This window comes from Rhizobium sp. NFR07 (genome assembly GCF_900111905.1).
In the GTDB taxonomy this organism is placed as follows: Bacteria; Pseudomonadota; Alphaproteobacteria; order Rhizobiales; family Rhizobiaceae; genus Neorhizobium.
Genome location: NZ_FOKM01000006.1, coordinates 216,084 through 230,191 on the forward strand (window position 1 = coordinate 216,084; position 14,108 = coordinate 230,191).

Consider the following 14,108-nt stretch of genomic DNA (forward strand, 5'->3'; position numbering starts at 1 on the left):
TTTGCGACCCGACACTTCAAACCCACGCGGAACATTAGTCAAATCCAGACTAGGGGTGACGCAGCCCCATGGCTAGTCGTTTTTGTCATAAGCCAAGTCATTTTCTTCGTTTGCCGCAAATGCGGCCACGTGGAATCTTTGCCTAAATTTACAACAAACAAGGGAACACATATGTCGGAGCCGACACAGCTCTGGGGTGGACGTTTCAAGTCCGGCCCATCCGAAGCGCTTGCCAATCTTTCCCGCGCGCACCCTTCCTATTTCCGTCTGTATCGTGAAGATCTTGCCGGTTCCCGCGCCCATGCATCGGAACTGAAGCGCGCCGGCGTGTTGGACGATGCTGAATTCGTGACCATCCGCGAAGCGCTCGACCAGATCGAAGCCGACATTGCGGAAAAGCGCGAGCAGCCAATCGCCTCCGACGAGGACATCCATACCTTTATCGAGCGCCTGCTGATGCAGCGTCTCGGCACGCTCGGCGGCAAGCTGCGTGCCGGCCGTTCCCGCAACGACCAGACGTCCAACAACACCCGCCTCTATCTCCGCCGCATGGCCCGTGAGCTCTCGCGCGGCATCATCGAGGTGGAGAAGGCGCTCGTTGCGCAGTCCGCCAAGCATGTCGAAACGGTCATGCCGGGCTTTACTCACCTGCAGCCTGCGCAGCCGATCGTGCTTGGCCATCACCTGATGGCCCATGCCCAAAGCCTGCTGCGCGATCTGGAGCGCTTCGAGGAATTCGACCGCCGCTTCGACCGTTCGCCGCTGGGTGCCGCCGCACTCGCCGGCTCCGGAATTGCGTGCCGTCCCGATCTTTCTGCCCTTGAACTCGGCTATTCTGCAGCTTGTGAGAACTCGATCGACGCCGTTTCGGCTCGCGATCACGTCGCGGAATTCCTGTTCATCTGCTCGCTGGCGACGGTCAGCCTGTCGCGGCTTGCCGAGGAAATCTGCATCTGGGCTTCCAAGCAGTTCAGCTGGGTGAAGCTGCATGACAGCTATTCGACCGGCTCCTCCATCATGCCGCAGAAGAAGAACCCGGACATCGCCGAGCTGACGCGCGGCATGACCGGCACGCTGATCGGCAATGTCACCGGCTTCCTGGCCACGATGAAGGCGATGCCGCTCGCTTACAACCGCGATCTCGCGGAAGACAAGCGTGTGCTGTTCGAGAGCATCGACGTTCTGGAACTGATCCTTCCGGCTTTCGCCGGCATGGTCGAGACACTGGAATTCGATGTCGCCAAACTGCGCGAAGAAGCGCCCAAGGGCTTCACGCTCGCAACCGAAGTGGCCGACTGGCTGGTATCGGAGGGCGTGCCCTTCGCCCAGGCGCATGAGATCACCGGTGCCGTGGTTCGTTATTGCGAAGAGCGCGGTCACGATCTGGCCGGCCTCACCGCCGAAGATCTGCCGAAGATCGATGACCGCCTGAAGCCCGGCGTGCTCGACGCCATCACGCTTGAAGGCGCGCTGGCAAGCCGAACAGGCTACGGCTCAACGTCGCCGGCCCGCGTGCGCGAGCAGATCGAGCGTTTCAACGCGGCACTTGAAGGCAAGGTACGTTTTGCTACGGTCGACATTCTGCCGGCCAGCGCGGCGGCTTCGTCCGAAATTTCCCGAGGTGCCCGATGAGCACAGCCGAAACGTCTCCCACCACGCTCGAACAGAAATACGAGATCGCCCATTTGAAGCTGGTGCCGAAGCGGCATATCGGCCGCACGGTCGCGGCCGGTATCGTGCTTCTGCTGCTCGCGGCGCTTATCCGCGCCTTCAGCGTAGGCCAGATCGAATGGTCCTATGTCAGCGACTTCCTGTTCGCGCCGGTCATTCTCCAGGGCCTCGTCAACACGCTTGTCATGACGGTCGCGGCAATGGCGATCGGCATCGTGCTCGGCGTCGTCGTCGCCATCATGCGTATTTCCGGCAATCCGGTCCTGTCCTGGATCGCAATCGGCTATCTCTGGCTCTTCCGCGGCGCGCCGGCTCTGCTGCAGCTGATGATCTGGTTCAACCTAGCGCTGATCTTCCCGACGCTCGGCATTCCCGGCCTGTTCGAGTTCCGTACCGTCGACGTCATGACACCGTTCGTCGCGGCCATGCTCGGCCTCGGAATCCAGCAGGGCGCTTACACCTCGGAAGTCGTTCGAAGCGGCCTCCTGTCGGTCGATGCCGGCCAGTATGAGGCCGCCCGCACGATCGGCATGACGCAGATGAAGATGCTGCGCCGCATCGTGCTGCCGCAGGCCATGCGCGTCATGGTGCCGCCGGTCGGCAACGAGGTGATCGGCATGGTCAAGCTCACCTCGCTTGCCAGCGTCATCCAGTTTTCCGAAATCCTGCACAATGCGCAGGTCATCTACTATGCCAACACCCGCGTTCTCGAACTGCTGCTGGTGGCAAGCTTCTGGTATCTCGTCGTGGTGTCCGTTCTGTCCGTCATCCAGCAGCGCATCGAGCGCTATTATGGCCGCGGATCGAAATCCATCAGAGCATCGATGTGAGGTTGGACATGACAAAGGATATTCTGGTCAAGGCGATCGACGTCACCAAGAGCTTCGAGGCCTTCAAGGCGCTCGACAAGGTCGGCATGGAAGTGAAGCGCGGCGAAGTTGCCTGCATCATCGGGCCCTCGGGCTCCGGCAAGAGCACGTTCCTGCGCTGCATCAACCTGCTCGAGCGGATGGACGAAGGCGCCATCTGGGTCAATGACGAGCTGATGGGCTATCGCCGCGACGGCAATAATCTGCATGAGTTGAGCGACAAGGAAATCTCCCGTCAGCGCCGCCGCATCGGCATGGTGTTCCAGCGTTTCAACCTCTTCCCGCATCTGACGGCAGTCGAGAACGTGATGGAAGGACCTATCCAGGTGCTTGGCCATCCGGCGGCCAAAGCCCGCGAGGAGGCACTCGCCCTTCTCGCCCGCGTCGGCCTGGGCGACAAGGCGAACCACTATCCGTCCGAGCTTTCGGGCGGCCAGCAGCAGCGCGTGGCGATCGCCCGCGCCATGGGTATGCAGCCGGACCTGATCCTGTTCGATGAGCCGACCTCGGCGCTCGATCCGGAACTGGTCTCGGAAGTGCTCGACGTGATGAAGGATCTGGCAGCTTCGGGCATGACGATGATCGTCGTCACCCACGAGCTCGGCTTTGCCCGCAACGTTGCCAATACCGTCACCTTCATGGAGGCGGGCAAGGTGGTGGAGACCGGGCCGGCCTCTGAAGTGCTGACCGCGCCGAAGAGCGCGCGCACCGCCGAATTCATCAGGGCCGTTCACGCCTGACATGATCGGGCCGGCGGCAGCGCCGGCCTGCGGACCAAACAAGACACCAATACAGCCAACCGCGAAAAGGGGAACTTTCATGAAAACTGCTCTCATTGCCCTGACGGCAATCCTGGCCTCGACGGCCGTCCATGCCGAAGGCCTGCCGGAGCGCATCAAGTCGGCCGGCAAGATCGTCGTCGCCAACACGCCGAACTACCCGCCGATGGAATACAAGGACCCGGCGACCAACACGCTGATGGGCCTCGACATCGATCTCGGCCTGGCGCTTGCCAAGCAGCTCGGCACCACGGTCGAATGGTCCGACATCGGCTTCGAACAGATGGTCCCGTCCGTCACCACCGGCCGCGTCGACCTCATCCATTCGGGCATGAGCGATCTCGAGAAGCGCCGCGAAGCGCTCGATTTTGTCGACTACATGAAGTCCGGCGCCCAGTTCTACACGGTCGCCGCCCGCAAGGACGAGCTGAAGACCGAGACCGACCTCTGCGGCAAGTCCGTCGGCATGAGCCGCCGTACCTCCTTCCCGGATGAAACCGCGAAGTGGAGCGCTGCCAACTGCGAAGCCAAGGGCCTGCCGGCCATCAAGGTCGTCGGCACCGAAGGTTCTGCCGATGCCCGCACCCAGCTGAAGCAGGGCCGCGTCGACGCCGCCGTCCAGGGTTCGGAAACCGTTCCCTACCTGATGAACCTGGAAAAGGACGCCTATGTCGCGATCGGCAAGCCTTACACCGCCGTCTACCAGGGCATCGGCTTTGCCAAGAAGGACACCGAGCTGCGTGACGCCTATATCGGCGCGATGAAGGCGATCATGGCAAGCGGCGAATACAAGACGATCCTTGCCAAGTGGAACCTCGAAGCCGCAGCGCTCGACGGCATCTACGTCAACGGCGCAGCCGTAAAGTAAGACTGCCATTCGGCACGACGGGCACCTGCCGCCAGCCTATGGCTACCGGCAGGTTGGCGGACCACTCCCGTCCTGCATCCGGATACCGGGCCATCGCTCCTGATGGCCCGGTTCCAGCCAACGCATTATTGGGGTGCCTTTCATGGCCTATGACCTTTCTCCCCGCCCGCTCAATCCAGCGCCCTCGACGCCGCCGATGACTTGGCCGAACGGCGCGAAAAGTGCGCTGTTCATCGGCTTCGACGTCGATGCCGAGACTGCCTGGATCGGCAACACCCCGTCCAATGTCGACCGCATGGTGACGACCTCCCATGGCGGCTACGACGCTCGTGTCGGCATTGCGAAGATCGTCGAGCTGATGGACGAGCTTTCACTGCCGGCAACCTTCTTCATTCCCGGCTGGACGGCATTGGCGCATCCGGCGCAATGCGAGGCGATCCTAAAGGGGGGGTACGAGATCGGCCATCACGGCTATCTCCACAAGTGCCCGGATCGGGACAAGCTGGAGGAGGCATTTGAAGAGATCGACCGCGGCTATGAGGCACTGAAGCATGTGCTCGGCGTGCGGCCGATCGGCTATCGCGCACCATCCGGCGAAAATTTCCCGGAGCTTCTGGCCCATCTCTCCAAATCCGGAATGCGATATTCCAGCTCCTTCCGCGACGACATCCTGCCCTATCGCCATGCCGAGCACGGCGGCGAGCGTGGCCTGATCGAGATCCCGGTCAACTTCACCTTCGACGACTGGAATTTCGGCATGACGAGCCGCACGAGTTCGCGTCCGATCTTCGGGCGCGACGCCGTGCTGCAGATGTGGATCGATGAATTCGAGGCGACCCATGCCTGGGGCGGCGTCACGACACTCGTCCTGCATCCGCAGGTTTCCGGCCGGCCGATGCGCTGGCACCTGCTGCGCGATTTCCTGAAGCACGTGCAGGCAAAATCCGACGTCTGGATTGCCACGGGCGAACAGATCGCCGACCATTTCGAAGCGCTGGAAGCGGCGCGCGCAAACGCCTGAAATAACGGGGAGAGACGGACATGACATTCCACAAGAACAAACTGGAAGAGCTGCGCGCGAAATACGGCGAAGGCCATGGTGGCAGCATCCATGACCCGGAATTCCGCGCCGTAGCAGACCGCATTTTTTCGGCGAGCGGCACCCGTGCCGCGCCGTATGCCGGCGTCCCGACCTTTCTCGACGCGCCGCTGATGACGGTCGACACGGAACATCCGGATTTTGGCGACCTGCAGGTGGCTTTGATTGGCGTGCCGATGGATCTCGGCGTGACCAACCGTCCGGGCTCGCGCTTCGGGCCGCGGGCCGTGCGCACCATTGAGCGCGTCGGCCCCTATAACCACGTATTGAAGACCGCGCCGACCTTCGAGATCAAGGTCGCCGATATCGGCGACGTTGCCTTCCGAAGCCGTTACCGGCTGGAGATGAGCCATGAGGATATCGAAAAGCGCCTCAATCAGGTCGTCGATGCCGGCGTCATCCCGCTGTCCGTCGGTGGTGATCACTCTATCACCCACCCGATCCTCAAGGCCGTGGGCAAGGACAGGCCGGTTGGCATGATCCATATCGATGCCCATTGCGACACCGGCGGCGCCTACGACCTGACAAAATTCCACCATGGCGGTCCGTTCCGCAACGCGGTGCTCGACGGCGTGCTGGACCCGACCCGGGTCATCCAGATCGGCATTCGCGGCGCGGCCGAATATCTCTGGGAATTTTCCTACGAAAGCGGCATGACCGTCATCCATGCCGAGGAGATCGACAAGATGGGCATTGAGGCCGTCATCGCCAAGGCACGCGAAGTGGTGGGCGATGGCCCGACCTATCTCTCCTTCGACATCGACAGCCTCGACCCGGCCTTTGCGCCCGGAACCGGCACGCCGGAAATCGGCGGCCTGACCAGCCGCCAGGCACTCGACATCCTGCACGGTCTGAAGGGGCTGAATTTCGTCGGCGGCGACGTCGTGGAAGTGGCGCCGCAATATGACACGACCACCAACACGGCCCATGCCGGCGCGCAGATGCTGTTCGAGATCCTCAGCCTGATCCGCTTCAGCCCGGCTATCGCCGGCAACTGAGCAGCTGTCGGCGATCCACAACAGATAAATGCGCCATGCCCTGATGGGTTCGGGCATGGCGCATGTCTTCAAACCGGTCGATCAACATGAGCCTTTTGCTTGGCTCGGTTCCAGCTAGAATGCTCTCGAAGCGGCGACTCTCAACGCAACCGACGCCGATTTGAGGAAATTCCGCGATGCCGCCCAAGGCTGCACGTAAGCCTGTCCATGAGCCGATAGTGGCTTCCCCGACGGATTCCTTCGTCTGGCGACGCGATGACTACCCGTTGCCCTGGAGCGTGTGGAACGCGCACCCGGAATGCGAAATCCATCTGATCTGCAACGCGGGGGGCACCTGTCATATTGGCGATTATGTCGGCAGCTTTGCGGCTGGAGATCTGTTCATGGCAGGGCGCGGGCTTGCCCATAACTGGGTTACCCCGCTTGCTCAGGATGAGGTGATAGAGGGCCGCGACCTGCTTATCCAGTTCGATGAGGATCGCGTTTTGCGGACGGCCAGCGAATGGCCGGAACTTGCAAGCCTGAAGTCCTTTCTGCTCGCTGCTCGCCGGGGCATGGTTTTTGAAGGCGAGACCAGGACGACAGGTGCGCGACTGATGGAGGCAATAGGAGAAGCCAGCGGTGTGGAACGTCTGTCCCTGTTTCTTCGCCTGCTTCATGTGCTTTCTTCGAGCACGGAGAAGTGGCTTCTCTCATCGGAAGACTTTGCACCGAATTCGGATCTCAATTCCCATCGAGCCATTCGTGACGTCTTGAGCTGGATGGCCGAAAATTGCGCCGACGACATCCGTCTCGCGGATCCGGCTGCGCGCGTCGGCATGACCGAGACCTCTTTCTCGCGCTTCTTCAAGCGCCACACCGGTACGACTTTCAGCCGCTACCTCAGCGAATTGCGCATCGCCAAGGCCTGTCAGGCCCTCGATCGAACAGAACTTGCTGTCACGGAGATTGCGGCGGAGGTTGGATATGACAACCTCTCCAACTTCAATCGGACGTTCCGCCTGCTGCGCGGCATGACACCGAGCCGATATCGGACAATCAGGCGGAAAACCCGAAACTGACGCTATTTTTCCAAAATAGCGCGCACCATCGTCCTCTATTGGCGCAAGTGAGATAAAATTTCATCATATTTGTGCATCGCGGGCGCTAGTCTTGAGAATAGCAGCGGGCTAGTTCTCTGTTTCCATCGCCGGGATCTCTCCGCTTATCGAGTTCACCGGACAGATCCCGAAAACATTCGGGTATTCTGCAAACAGAAGCATTCAAGGGAGGCTTAGATGTCAGGACGGCTGCAAGGCAAGAACGCAATGATCACAGGCGCTGGACGGGGCATTGGCCTTGCCTTTGCCAAGGCCTACATCGCAGAAGGCGCGCGCGTCGCCATCTGTGACATCGATATCGCCCGGGCCGAGGCCGCGGCCAAGGAACTCGGCGATGGCGCCATCGCAGTCAGGATGGACGTCACCAGCAAGGACAGCATCGAGGAGGCTGTCGCCAGAGTCGCGGAGACTTTCGGCAGCATCGACATCCTGATCAACAATGCCGCCCTCTTCACCGCCGCGCCCATTGTGGACATCACCGAGGCGGACTACCGGAAGGTGTTCGACGTCAACGTCTATGGCCCTTTGTTCACTCTTCAGGCGGTTGCCAAGCAGATGATCGCCCAGGGCAAAGGCGGCAAGATCATCAACATGGCATCACAGGCTGGCCGGCGCGGAGAACCGCTCGTCGCGGTCTATTGTGCCACGAAGGCTGCCATCATTAGCCTGACGCAGTCGGCAGCCCTGAACCTCATCGAACACAAGATCAACGTCAACGCCATCGCCCCTGGCGTGGTGGACGGCGAACACTGGGATGGCGTCGACGCATTTTTCGCAAAATACGAAAACAAGGCGCCGGGCCAGAAGAAGAAGGAAGTCGGTGCCGCCGTACCTTACGGGCGTATGGGGACTGCCGAAGACCTTGCGGGCATGGCAGTCTTTCTCGCATCGGCCGATTCAGATTACGTCGTGGCGCAGTGCTACAACGTCGACGGCGGCCAGTGGATGAGTTGAGCTGGAAATACGGCGGCCCGCCCGAGGCCGCCGTCATCCATCTCTCTGCAAGAAGTGCGATGTACCGCGCGGTCTACATGGCGCCGAACAGGGCTTTCTGAGCGATCTTCAAGGCACCGATCGCATCGTGGCGGCTCTGCGCTTCCGCCAGCGCTTCGACATCGAGTGCGTCGAGCCCTTTCGATGCGGCCTTGAGGAAGTCGATGGCGTGATTGGCGGTAGCCACACTGTCTTCGCGGAACGGAAACTGGTCGAGCTGCCAGACGCCTTCCCACTTGTTCTTTCTCAAAACATGGAAGAACTCGAAAAGCTCGATTGGATGCAGGCTGCCGGCAACGAGGTCGTCGTCCCAGGAACGGTAGTTGTCGTTCACATCCATGCCGAACAATCGGCCATAGTCGATCGCGAGCTGAGCGCTGTCGGCCGCCGACTCTCCGCCCATGATGGCGTGGCCGAAATCGAGCAGGATCCCGACATTCGGCAGGCCGATCTTCTCTATTCCGAGCAGGGTGCGAGCAACCGAGCCGAAACTCATCCGCACGCGCGGTTCGCGCGGCTTGTATTCGATGACAAATTTCAGGTCCGGATTTTCGCTCGCAAGCTGCCCGACCCCATCGAGCGAGTGTTTCCACAGCGTGCCATAGTCAACCTGGAAAGGATAATCCCAGCCGTCCTGCCCCGGCCACAGCTTGACGTAATCCGCACCGAAATAGCGGACCTGATCGCAGGCTTCCGTGACCAGCTCATGCGTGCGGCGACGAACACCCGCATCGGGATTGGTGAAAGATCCCTTGACGAATTCGCGAGTGTAGATCTCAGGCGTGATGCCGATGACACCAAGTTTGTTGCGGTCCAGTGCCTCCTTGACCTGAGCATTCGAAAAATCGCCGCCGAAGAAGGGGTAGTTGATATCCACGACCGACAGGTCCGCGACCTTGCCGGCCAGATCGATCGCTTCAATGACGCTACGTGGAGCGCCGTATCCATCGGTAGCATAGCGGTCAAGATAGGTGGCGAAATGCCAGATTCCTGCGCCAAATCGTTGTGCCGTCATTATCATCCTCCATTGCCTGTTGCCCACACGGGCGGCAAGCCCGCAATTCCTCCACCTGACTTTGTTCCTCCTCGAAACGAAGCGCTTGGCACCAGCCTACATCAAGTTACTTTTGATTACTTTCGATTTTTTCGCTTTTAAGATTGTCTCGCATAGATTGCATCGCCATTCAAGCCATATCCATGCGAAGCCGGACCGACAACTTCCCTAAATGTCGCTGCAACGCAGCATGAAGCTGGTGATTTGTCACCGCATCACCTCAAACGGAGGCCATTTTAAAAATTTATTGACACCAAACGAAAGTAATCGATAGTTGCAATCGAAAACCACGGGAGGGTGGTTTGACAACGGGAGGTCCTAATGAAACTTACGAAACGTCTATTGATGTCCGTGGTAGCGCTCGGTGTTGCCGGAGCGTTTTCGAGCTTTGCACTCGCGGCGGATACGATCGCAATCATCACACCAAGCCATGACAACCCTTTCTTCAAGGCAGAGGCTGACGGCGCCGCCGCGAAAGCGAAAGAGCTCGGCTATGCGACGATGGTTCTTGTCCATGACGACGACGCCAACAAGCAGAACGAGCTTTTCGACAGCGCCATTGCGGCTGGCGTGAAGGCTATCGTCCTCGATAATGCCGGAGCCGATGCATCTGTTGCAGCCGTGCAGAAGGCCAAGGACAAGGGCATCCCCTCGTTCCTGATCGACCGCGAGATCACCACGACAGGTGTCGCCGTATCGCAGATCGTCTCGAACAACTACCAGGGTGCCCAGCTGGGGGCCGAGGAATTCGTCAAGCTGATGGGCGAAAAAGGCAATTATGCCGAGCTCGTGGGCAAGGAATCCGACACCAATGCCGGTATCCGTTCCCAAGGCTATCATGACGTCATCGATCAGTATTCCGACATGAAACTGGCCGCCAAGCAGACGGCGAACTGGTCGCAGACGGAAGCCTACACGGTGATGGAATCAATCCTGCAGGCGCATCCCGATATTAAGGGCGTGATCTCGGGCAACGATACCATGGCTATGGGCGCCTACGCTGCGCTGGAGGCCGCGGGCCGCAAGGATGTGATCGTCGTCGGCTTCGACGGCTCGAACGACGTGCGCGATTCCATCAAGAAGGGTGGCATCAAGGCGACCGTCCTCCAGCCTGCCTATCAGCAGGCTCAAAATGCGGTCGAACAGGCCGACAAGTTCATCAAGACGGGCAAGACCGGGCTTGAAGAAAAGCAATTGATGGACTGCATTCTCATCAACGCCGACAACGCGGCCAAGCTTGAGACCTTTGCGCTGACGCAGTGACCCGCGATTACCACCCGGGGCGCGCGGTTGCCTCCCGGGTGGCGCCTGCTTTCAAGGAAGTGCGGATGCCCATGAAAATCAAGACCCTGCTTGTGGCGAGCATGCTCGCCGCGTCCCTTTCCGGCTGCAAACTGGTCAAGACCGACAATGCCGAAGCCGGTGGCGCGGCCGCCGATCCGATTGCCGAACTCGTCGAAACCACATTCGATTCCAAGCTCGTTCCGGCGCTGAACGAGAAGGCTGTGGATTTGGTTGTTTTGCGGGACGCAGTCAAAGGCGGCCTCGACAAGGCCGGCGAAAGCCATGGCGTACGCGTCGGAGGTGCTGGCGGCGGCTGGAATTTTCCGGTCAAGGGAACTGCCACCGTGGTGGATGAGAACCGCGCATCAAAGGCTGCCGTGGCAGACATAGACCTCGATGGCGACGGCACCCCGGACGCGACGCTGCAGCTTGGCCCGGTGGTCAAGGGCACGGCATTGCGGGACACCACGAACTTGTACGACTTCTCCACGTTCCGCGATCAGATCGAATACGCAAAACTCGGTAGGGCATTGAACGACAAGGCCGTTTCCAAGCTCCCTGGGCCCGACAGTACACTCAAGGGTAAAAAGGTCGACTTCGTCGGTGCCGTGGTGATGCGCTCCGCCGGTGAAAAACCGCTCATCATGCCGGTCTCGATAAAGGTGGCGCCATGAGCCAAGCCGAGACGAGCGAGCTCAACCCTATCGGCCTTTCCATCCGCAACGGCTCGAAGATCTATCCGGGCACCCAGGCGCTGAAGAATGTCGATTTCGACTTGCGCATGGGGGCGGTGAACGTCCTCGTTGGCGAAAATGGTGCCGGCAAATCGACGCTGATGAAAATCATCGCCGGCGTGGAGCAGTTGAATGGCGGCACGATCGAACTGGACAGCAAGCCGATCGTGTTTGCAGATAAGTCCGATGCTGCCCGGCATGGCGTCGGCATCGTATTTCAGGAACTCAATCTGTTTCCGAACCTGACCGTCGCGGAAAACATCTTCGTTGGACACGAGAGAACGCGCGGCGGCATTCATATCGACCGGCAGGCGCAGGCTGCGACAGCACGGACGCTGATGAAGCGGCTAGAACAGGACATCGATCCGGACGTAACCCTCGGCAGCCTGCGGATAGGCCAGCAGCAGATCGTCGAGATCGCCAAGGCTCTGGCCGAAGATGCCCGCATCCTCATCCTCGACGAACCGACATCCGCCCTTTCGGCTGCCGAGGTCGAAGTGCTGTTCAGAGTCATCAACGACCTCAAGAAGCAAGGCGTCGGTATCGTCTATATCTCCCACCGGCTGGAAGAGCTGATCCGTATCGGTGACTACATCACCGTCCTGCGTGACGGCGTCATCACCGGATCGCGGACGATGAAAGGCGTCGATATTCCCTGGATCGTCGCCAACATGATCGGCAGCGCCTCAAAGGAATTCCCGAAGACCGTCGATCATAACCTCGGGGACGAGGTTTTTCGCGTTGAAGGAATTTGCCTCCCAAGCCCTGCCGGCGGCTACGCGGTCGATCACATGTCGCTCTCCGTGCGCGCCGGGGAAATCGTCGGTCTTTACGGCCTGATGGGCGCCGGGCGGTCGGAACTGCTGGAATGCATCATGGCACAGCATCCGAATTCATCCGGGCAGCTTTTCGTCTCCGGCAAGCCCTTGCGTGAAAAGAGCGTGGCCGGGCGCATCCGCCGCGGTCTCGCCCTCATACCTGAAGATCGCAAGCGTGATGGCCTCGTGCAGATCATGACGATCCGCGAAAACCTGACGCTATCGTCGCTCCACGATTTTACACGCGGTTTTCACCTGAGCCTGAGATCAGAAGCGGCAAAAGCCGCCGAATTCGTGAAGCGGATGGCAATCAAGATCGCCAGTCTCGAACATCCCGTGTCCAGCCTTTCAGGCGGAAACCAGCAGAAGGTGGTCATCGGGAAAGCCTTGATGACAAAACCCAAAATCCTTCTGATGGATGAGCCGTCCCGCGGTATCGATATCGGTGCCAAGGCGGAAATCTTCCGCACGATGCGACGGCTGGCAGCCGACGGCCTCGGCATTCTTTTTGTAACCTCCGATCTGGAGGAGGTTCTTGCCCTTTCCGATCGCATTCTCGTCATGGCGAACGGCAGACTGACAGGGCAGTTCCCGGCCGGAGCGAATGCTTCGGACGTCATTTCGGCGGCCACTCCCAATCTCAACAGGGTTGAAACGACATGAGCAGCATCGACGCGTCAGGCAACGTCAAGACCGTTATCGGAGGTTCCAGATCCAGGACTTCGGCGCTGCTGATGCTGCTGCACATGCGCACCTTCGTCGCGCTGATTCTGGTTTTCGCGTTCTTTGCGTTTGCCGCACCCAACTTCCTGACGACCGGCAATATGCTGATCATTTCCAAGCACGTGGCGCTGAACGCGCTGCTCGCTATCGGCATGACCTTCGTCATTATCGCGGGCGGGATCGATCTGTCGGTCGGCTCCATCGTCGGACTTTGCGCCATGGTCGCCGGTTATCTCGTGCTCTATGGCATCGATCTCAATTTTCTCGGCTTCGGTTACAGCATCCAGTTCAACACGATCGAGATCTGCCTGATCGTGCTCGTCGCGGGAATTTTCATAGGCTGGATCAACGGGTTATTGATAACCAAACTGAACGTTGCGCCGTTCATCGCCACGCTTGGGACGCTCTACGTGGCCCGAGGTGCGGCGCTTCTTTTCTCGGATGGCCGGACTTTCCCGAACCTCGCTGGCAATGCGGATTATGGTTCGAACACGTTCCGCATCATTGGTTCCGGCACATTTCTCGGATTGCCTGTTTCGGTCTGGATCATGGTCGTGGTGGCACTTGCCGCAGCCTATCTGGCTACCCGCACGCCGCTTGGCCGGCACATCTATGCGGTTGGCGGCAATGAACGGGGTGCAGCGCTGTCGGGTGTGCGCGTCGACCGGATAAAGCTGTTCGTCTACATGTTTTCCGGGCTTTGCGCGGCGCTTGTCGGCCTCATCATCTCGTCGCAGCTGCAGGCGAGCCATCCCGCAACCGGGGAAACATTCGAGCTCAATGCGATCGCCGCTGCGGTCCTGGGCGGGACTTCCATGTCCGGCGGGCGGGGCCGTATCGGCGGCACGATCGTCGGCGCCTTCGTGATCGGCATTCTGGCGGACGGCCTCATCATGATGGGTGTGTCCTCCTTCTGGCAGACCGTCATCAAGGGACTGGTCATCATCGCAGCCGTGGTGGTCGATCAGATCCAGCAGAAGCTTCAGGCGCGGGTCGTGCTGCAGCAGAACGTCAATTGAGCGTTTGATGCCACAGAACGTTCCTGTAAGGATTGAGGAGAATCGACTGGTTTCGATTGTTTGCGATTTGAGTGGTTAGGCAGGCACAGATGGAAGCAA

At 59.9% G+C, this 14,108-nt stretch carries 13 protein-coding genes; 12 read left to right on the plus strand and 1 reads right to left on the minus strand.

The features are described from left to right. Positions 1 to 171: 171 nt before the first annotated feature. From argH to BM216_RS14810, 8 genes are all read left to right on the plus strand, one after another. Entirely contained in the window at positions 172 to 1,632 is a 1,461-nt protein-coding gene (gene argH / locus BM216_RS14775) for an argininosuccinate lyase (RefSeq protein WP_092999948.1), read from the plus strand. Continuing rightward, complete coding sequence (locus tag BM216_RS14780) at positions 1,629 to 2,501, plus strand: amino acid ABC transporter permease (protein ID WP_092999949.1); 873 nt, start codon at positions 1,629 to 1,631, stop codon at positions 2,499 to 2,501. Before argH ends, BM216_RS14780 begins: the two co-directional genes overlap by 4 nt. 8 nt (positions 2,502 to 2,509) lie before the next feature. Next, a complete protein-coding gene (locus BM216_RS14785) occupies positions 2,510 to 3,280 on the plus strand; it encodes an amino acid ABC transporter ATP-binding protein (protein ID WP_092999950.1) in 771 nt (256 codons plus the stop codon). 79 nt (positions 3,281 to 3,359) lie between these two features. After that, entirely contained in the window at positions 3,360 to 4,187 is an 828-nt protein-coding gene (locus BM216_RS14790; protein ID WP_092999951.1) for an ABC transporter substrate-binding protein, read from the plus strand. A 142-nt stretch (positions 4,188 to 4,329) separates the two neighbouring features. Then, the gene (locus BM216_RS14795; protein WP_093000109.1) at positions 4,330 to 5,208 is read left to right on the plus strand and encodes a polysaccharide deacetylase family protein; all 879 of its coding nucleotides are present in this window, start codon (positions 4,330 to 4,332) and stop codon (positions 5,206 to 5,208) included. A 20-nt stretch (positions 5,209 to 5,228) separates the two neighbouring features. Beyond that, complete coding sequence (gene speB, locus BM216_RS14800) at positions 5,229 to 6,284, plus strand: agmatinase (RefSeq protein WP_092999952.1); 1,056 nt, start codon at positions 5,229 to 5,231, stop codon at positions 6,282 to 6,284. A 176-nt stretch (positions 6,285 to 6,460) separates the two neighbouring features. Beyond that, on the plus strand, positions 6,461 to 7,345 hold the full coding sequence (locus BM216_RS14805) for a helix-turn-helix domain-containing protein (RefSeq protein ID WP_092999953.1): 885 nt from the start codon (positions 6,461 to 6,463) through the stop codon (positions 7,343 to 7,345). A gap of 216 nt (positions 7,346 to 7,561) precedes the next feature. After that, positions 7,562 to 8,338, plus strand: coding sequence for an L-iditol 2-dehydrogenase (locus BM216_RS14810; RefSeq protein ID WP_092999954.1), 777 nt, complete (start codon positions 7,562 to 7,564; stop codon positions 8,336 to 8,338). Positions 8,339 to 8,411: 73 nt separating this feature from the next. On the opposite strand, the gene BM216_RS14815 is transcribed toward BM216_RS14810, so the two are convergent. Beyond that, positions 8,412 to 9,392, minus strand: a complete 981-nt coding sequence (locus tag BM216_RS14815) for a sugar phosphate isomerase/epimerase family protein (RefSeq protein WP_092999955.1) — start codon at positions 9,390 to 9,392, stop codon at positions 8,412 to 8,414. A gap of 360 nt (positions 9,393 to 9,752) precedes the next feature. Between BM216_RS14815 and BM216_RS14820 the strand changes: the two genes are divergently transcribed. From BM216_RS14820 to BM216_RS14835, 4 genes are all read left to right on the plus strand, one after another. Then, the gene (locus BM216_RS14820; RefSeq protein ID WP_092999956.1) at positions 9,753 to 10,694 is read left to right on the plus strand and encodes a D-ribose ABC transporter substrate-binding protein; all 942 of its coding nucleotides are present in this window, start codon (positions 9,753 to 9,755) and stop codon (positions 10,692 to 10,694) included. 65 nt (positions 10,695 to 10,759) lie between these two features. Continuing rightward, a complete protein-coding gene (locus tag BM216_RS14825) occupies positions 10,760 to 11,389 on the plus strand; it encodes a DUF2291 family protein (protein ID WP_210217046.1) in 630 nt (209 codons plus the stop codon). Then, positions 11,386 to 12,930 (plus strand): sugar ABC transporter ATP-binding protein, encoded by a 1,545-nt coding sequence (locus tag BM216_RS14830; RefSeq protein WP_092999957.1) that lies wholly within the window; start codon positions 11,386 to 11,388, stop codon positions 12,928 to 12,930. Before BM216_RS14825 ends, BM216_RS14830 begins: the two co-directional genes overlap by 4 nt. A gap of 71 nt (positions 12,931 to 13,001) precedes the next feature. Next, positions 13,002 to 14,009 carry an ABC transporter permease gene (locus tag BM216_RS14835; RefSeq protein WP_244530190.1) on the plus strand — a complete coding sequence of 336 codons (1,008 nt, stop codon included), beginning with the start codon at positions 13,002 to 13,004 and terminating at the stop codon, positions 14,007 to 14,009. Positions 14,010 to 14,108 lie beyond the last annotated feature (99 nt).

Coding starts and splice junctions, on each gene's coding strand:
- argH (WP_092999948.1), top strand. CDS start 172: ATGTCGGAGCCGACACAGCTCTGGGGTGGACGTTTCAAGTCCGGCCCA.
- BM216_RS14780 (WP_092999949.1), top strand. CDS start 1,629: ATGAGCACAGCCGAAACGTCTCCCACCACGCTCGAACAGAAATACGAG.
- BM216_RS14785 (WP_092999950.1), top strand. CDS start 2,510: ATGACAAAGGATATTCTGGTCAAGGCGATCGACGTCACCAAGAGCTTC.
- BM216_RS14790 (WP_092999951.1), top strand. CDS start 3,360: ATGAAAACTGCTCTCATTGCCCTGACGGCAATCCTGGCCTCGACGGCC.
- BM216_RS14795 (WP_093000109.1), top strand. CDS start 4,330: ATGGCCTATGACCTTTCTCCCCGCCCGCTCAATCCAGCGCCCTCGACG.
- speB (WP_092999952.1), top strand. CDS start 5,229: ATGACATTCCACAAGAACAAACTGGAAGAGCTGCGCGCGAAATACGGC.
- BM216_RS14805 (WP_092999953.1), top strand. CDS start 6,461: ATGCCGCCCAAGGCTGCACGTAAGCCTGTCCATGAGCCGATAGTGGCT.
- BM216_RS14810 (WP_092999954.1), top strand. CDS start 7,562: ATGTCAGGACGGCTGCAAGGCAAGAACGCAATGATCACAGGCGCTGGA.
- BM216_RS14815 (WP_092999955.1), bottom strand. CDS start 9,392: ATGACGGCACAACGATTTGGCGCAGGAATCTGGCATTTCGCCACCTAT.
- BM216_RS14820 (WP_092999956.1), top strand. CDS start 9,753: ATGAAACTTACGAAACGTCTATTGATGTCCGTGGTAGCGCTCGGTGTT.
- BM216_RS14825 (WP_210217046.1), top strand. CDS start 10,760: ATGCCCATGAAAATCAAGACCCTGCTTGTGGCGAGCATGCTCGCCGCG.
- BM216_RS14830 (WP_092999957.1), top strand. CDS start 11,386: ATGAGCCAAGCCGAGACGAGCGAGCTCAACCCTATCGGCCTTTCCATC.
- BM216_RS14835 (WP_244530190.1), top strand. CDS start 13,002: ATGCTGCTGCACATGCGCACCTTCGTCGCGCTGATTCTGGTTTTCGCG.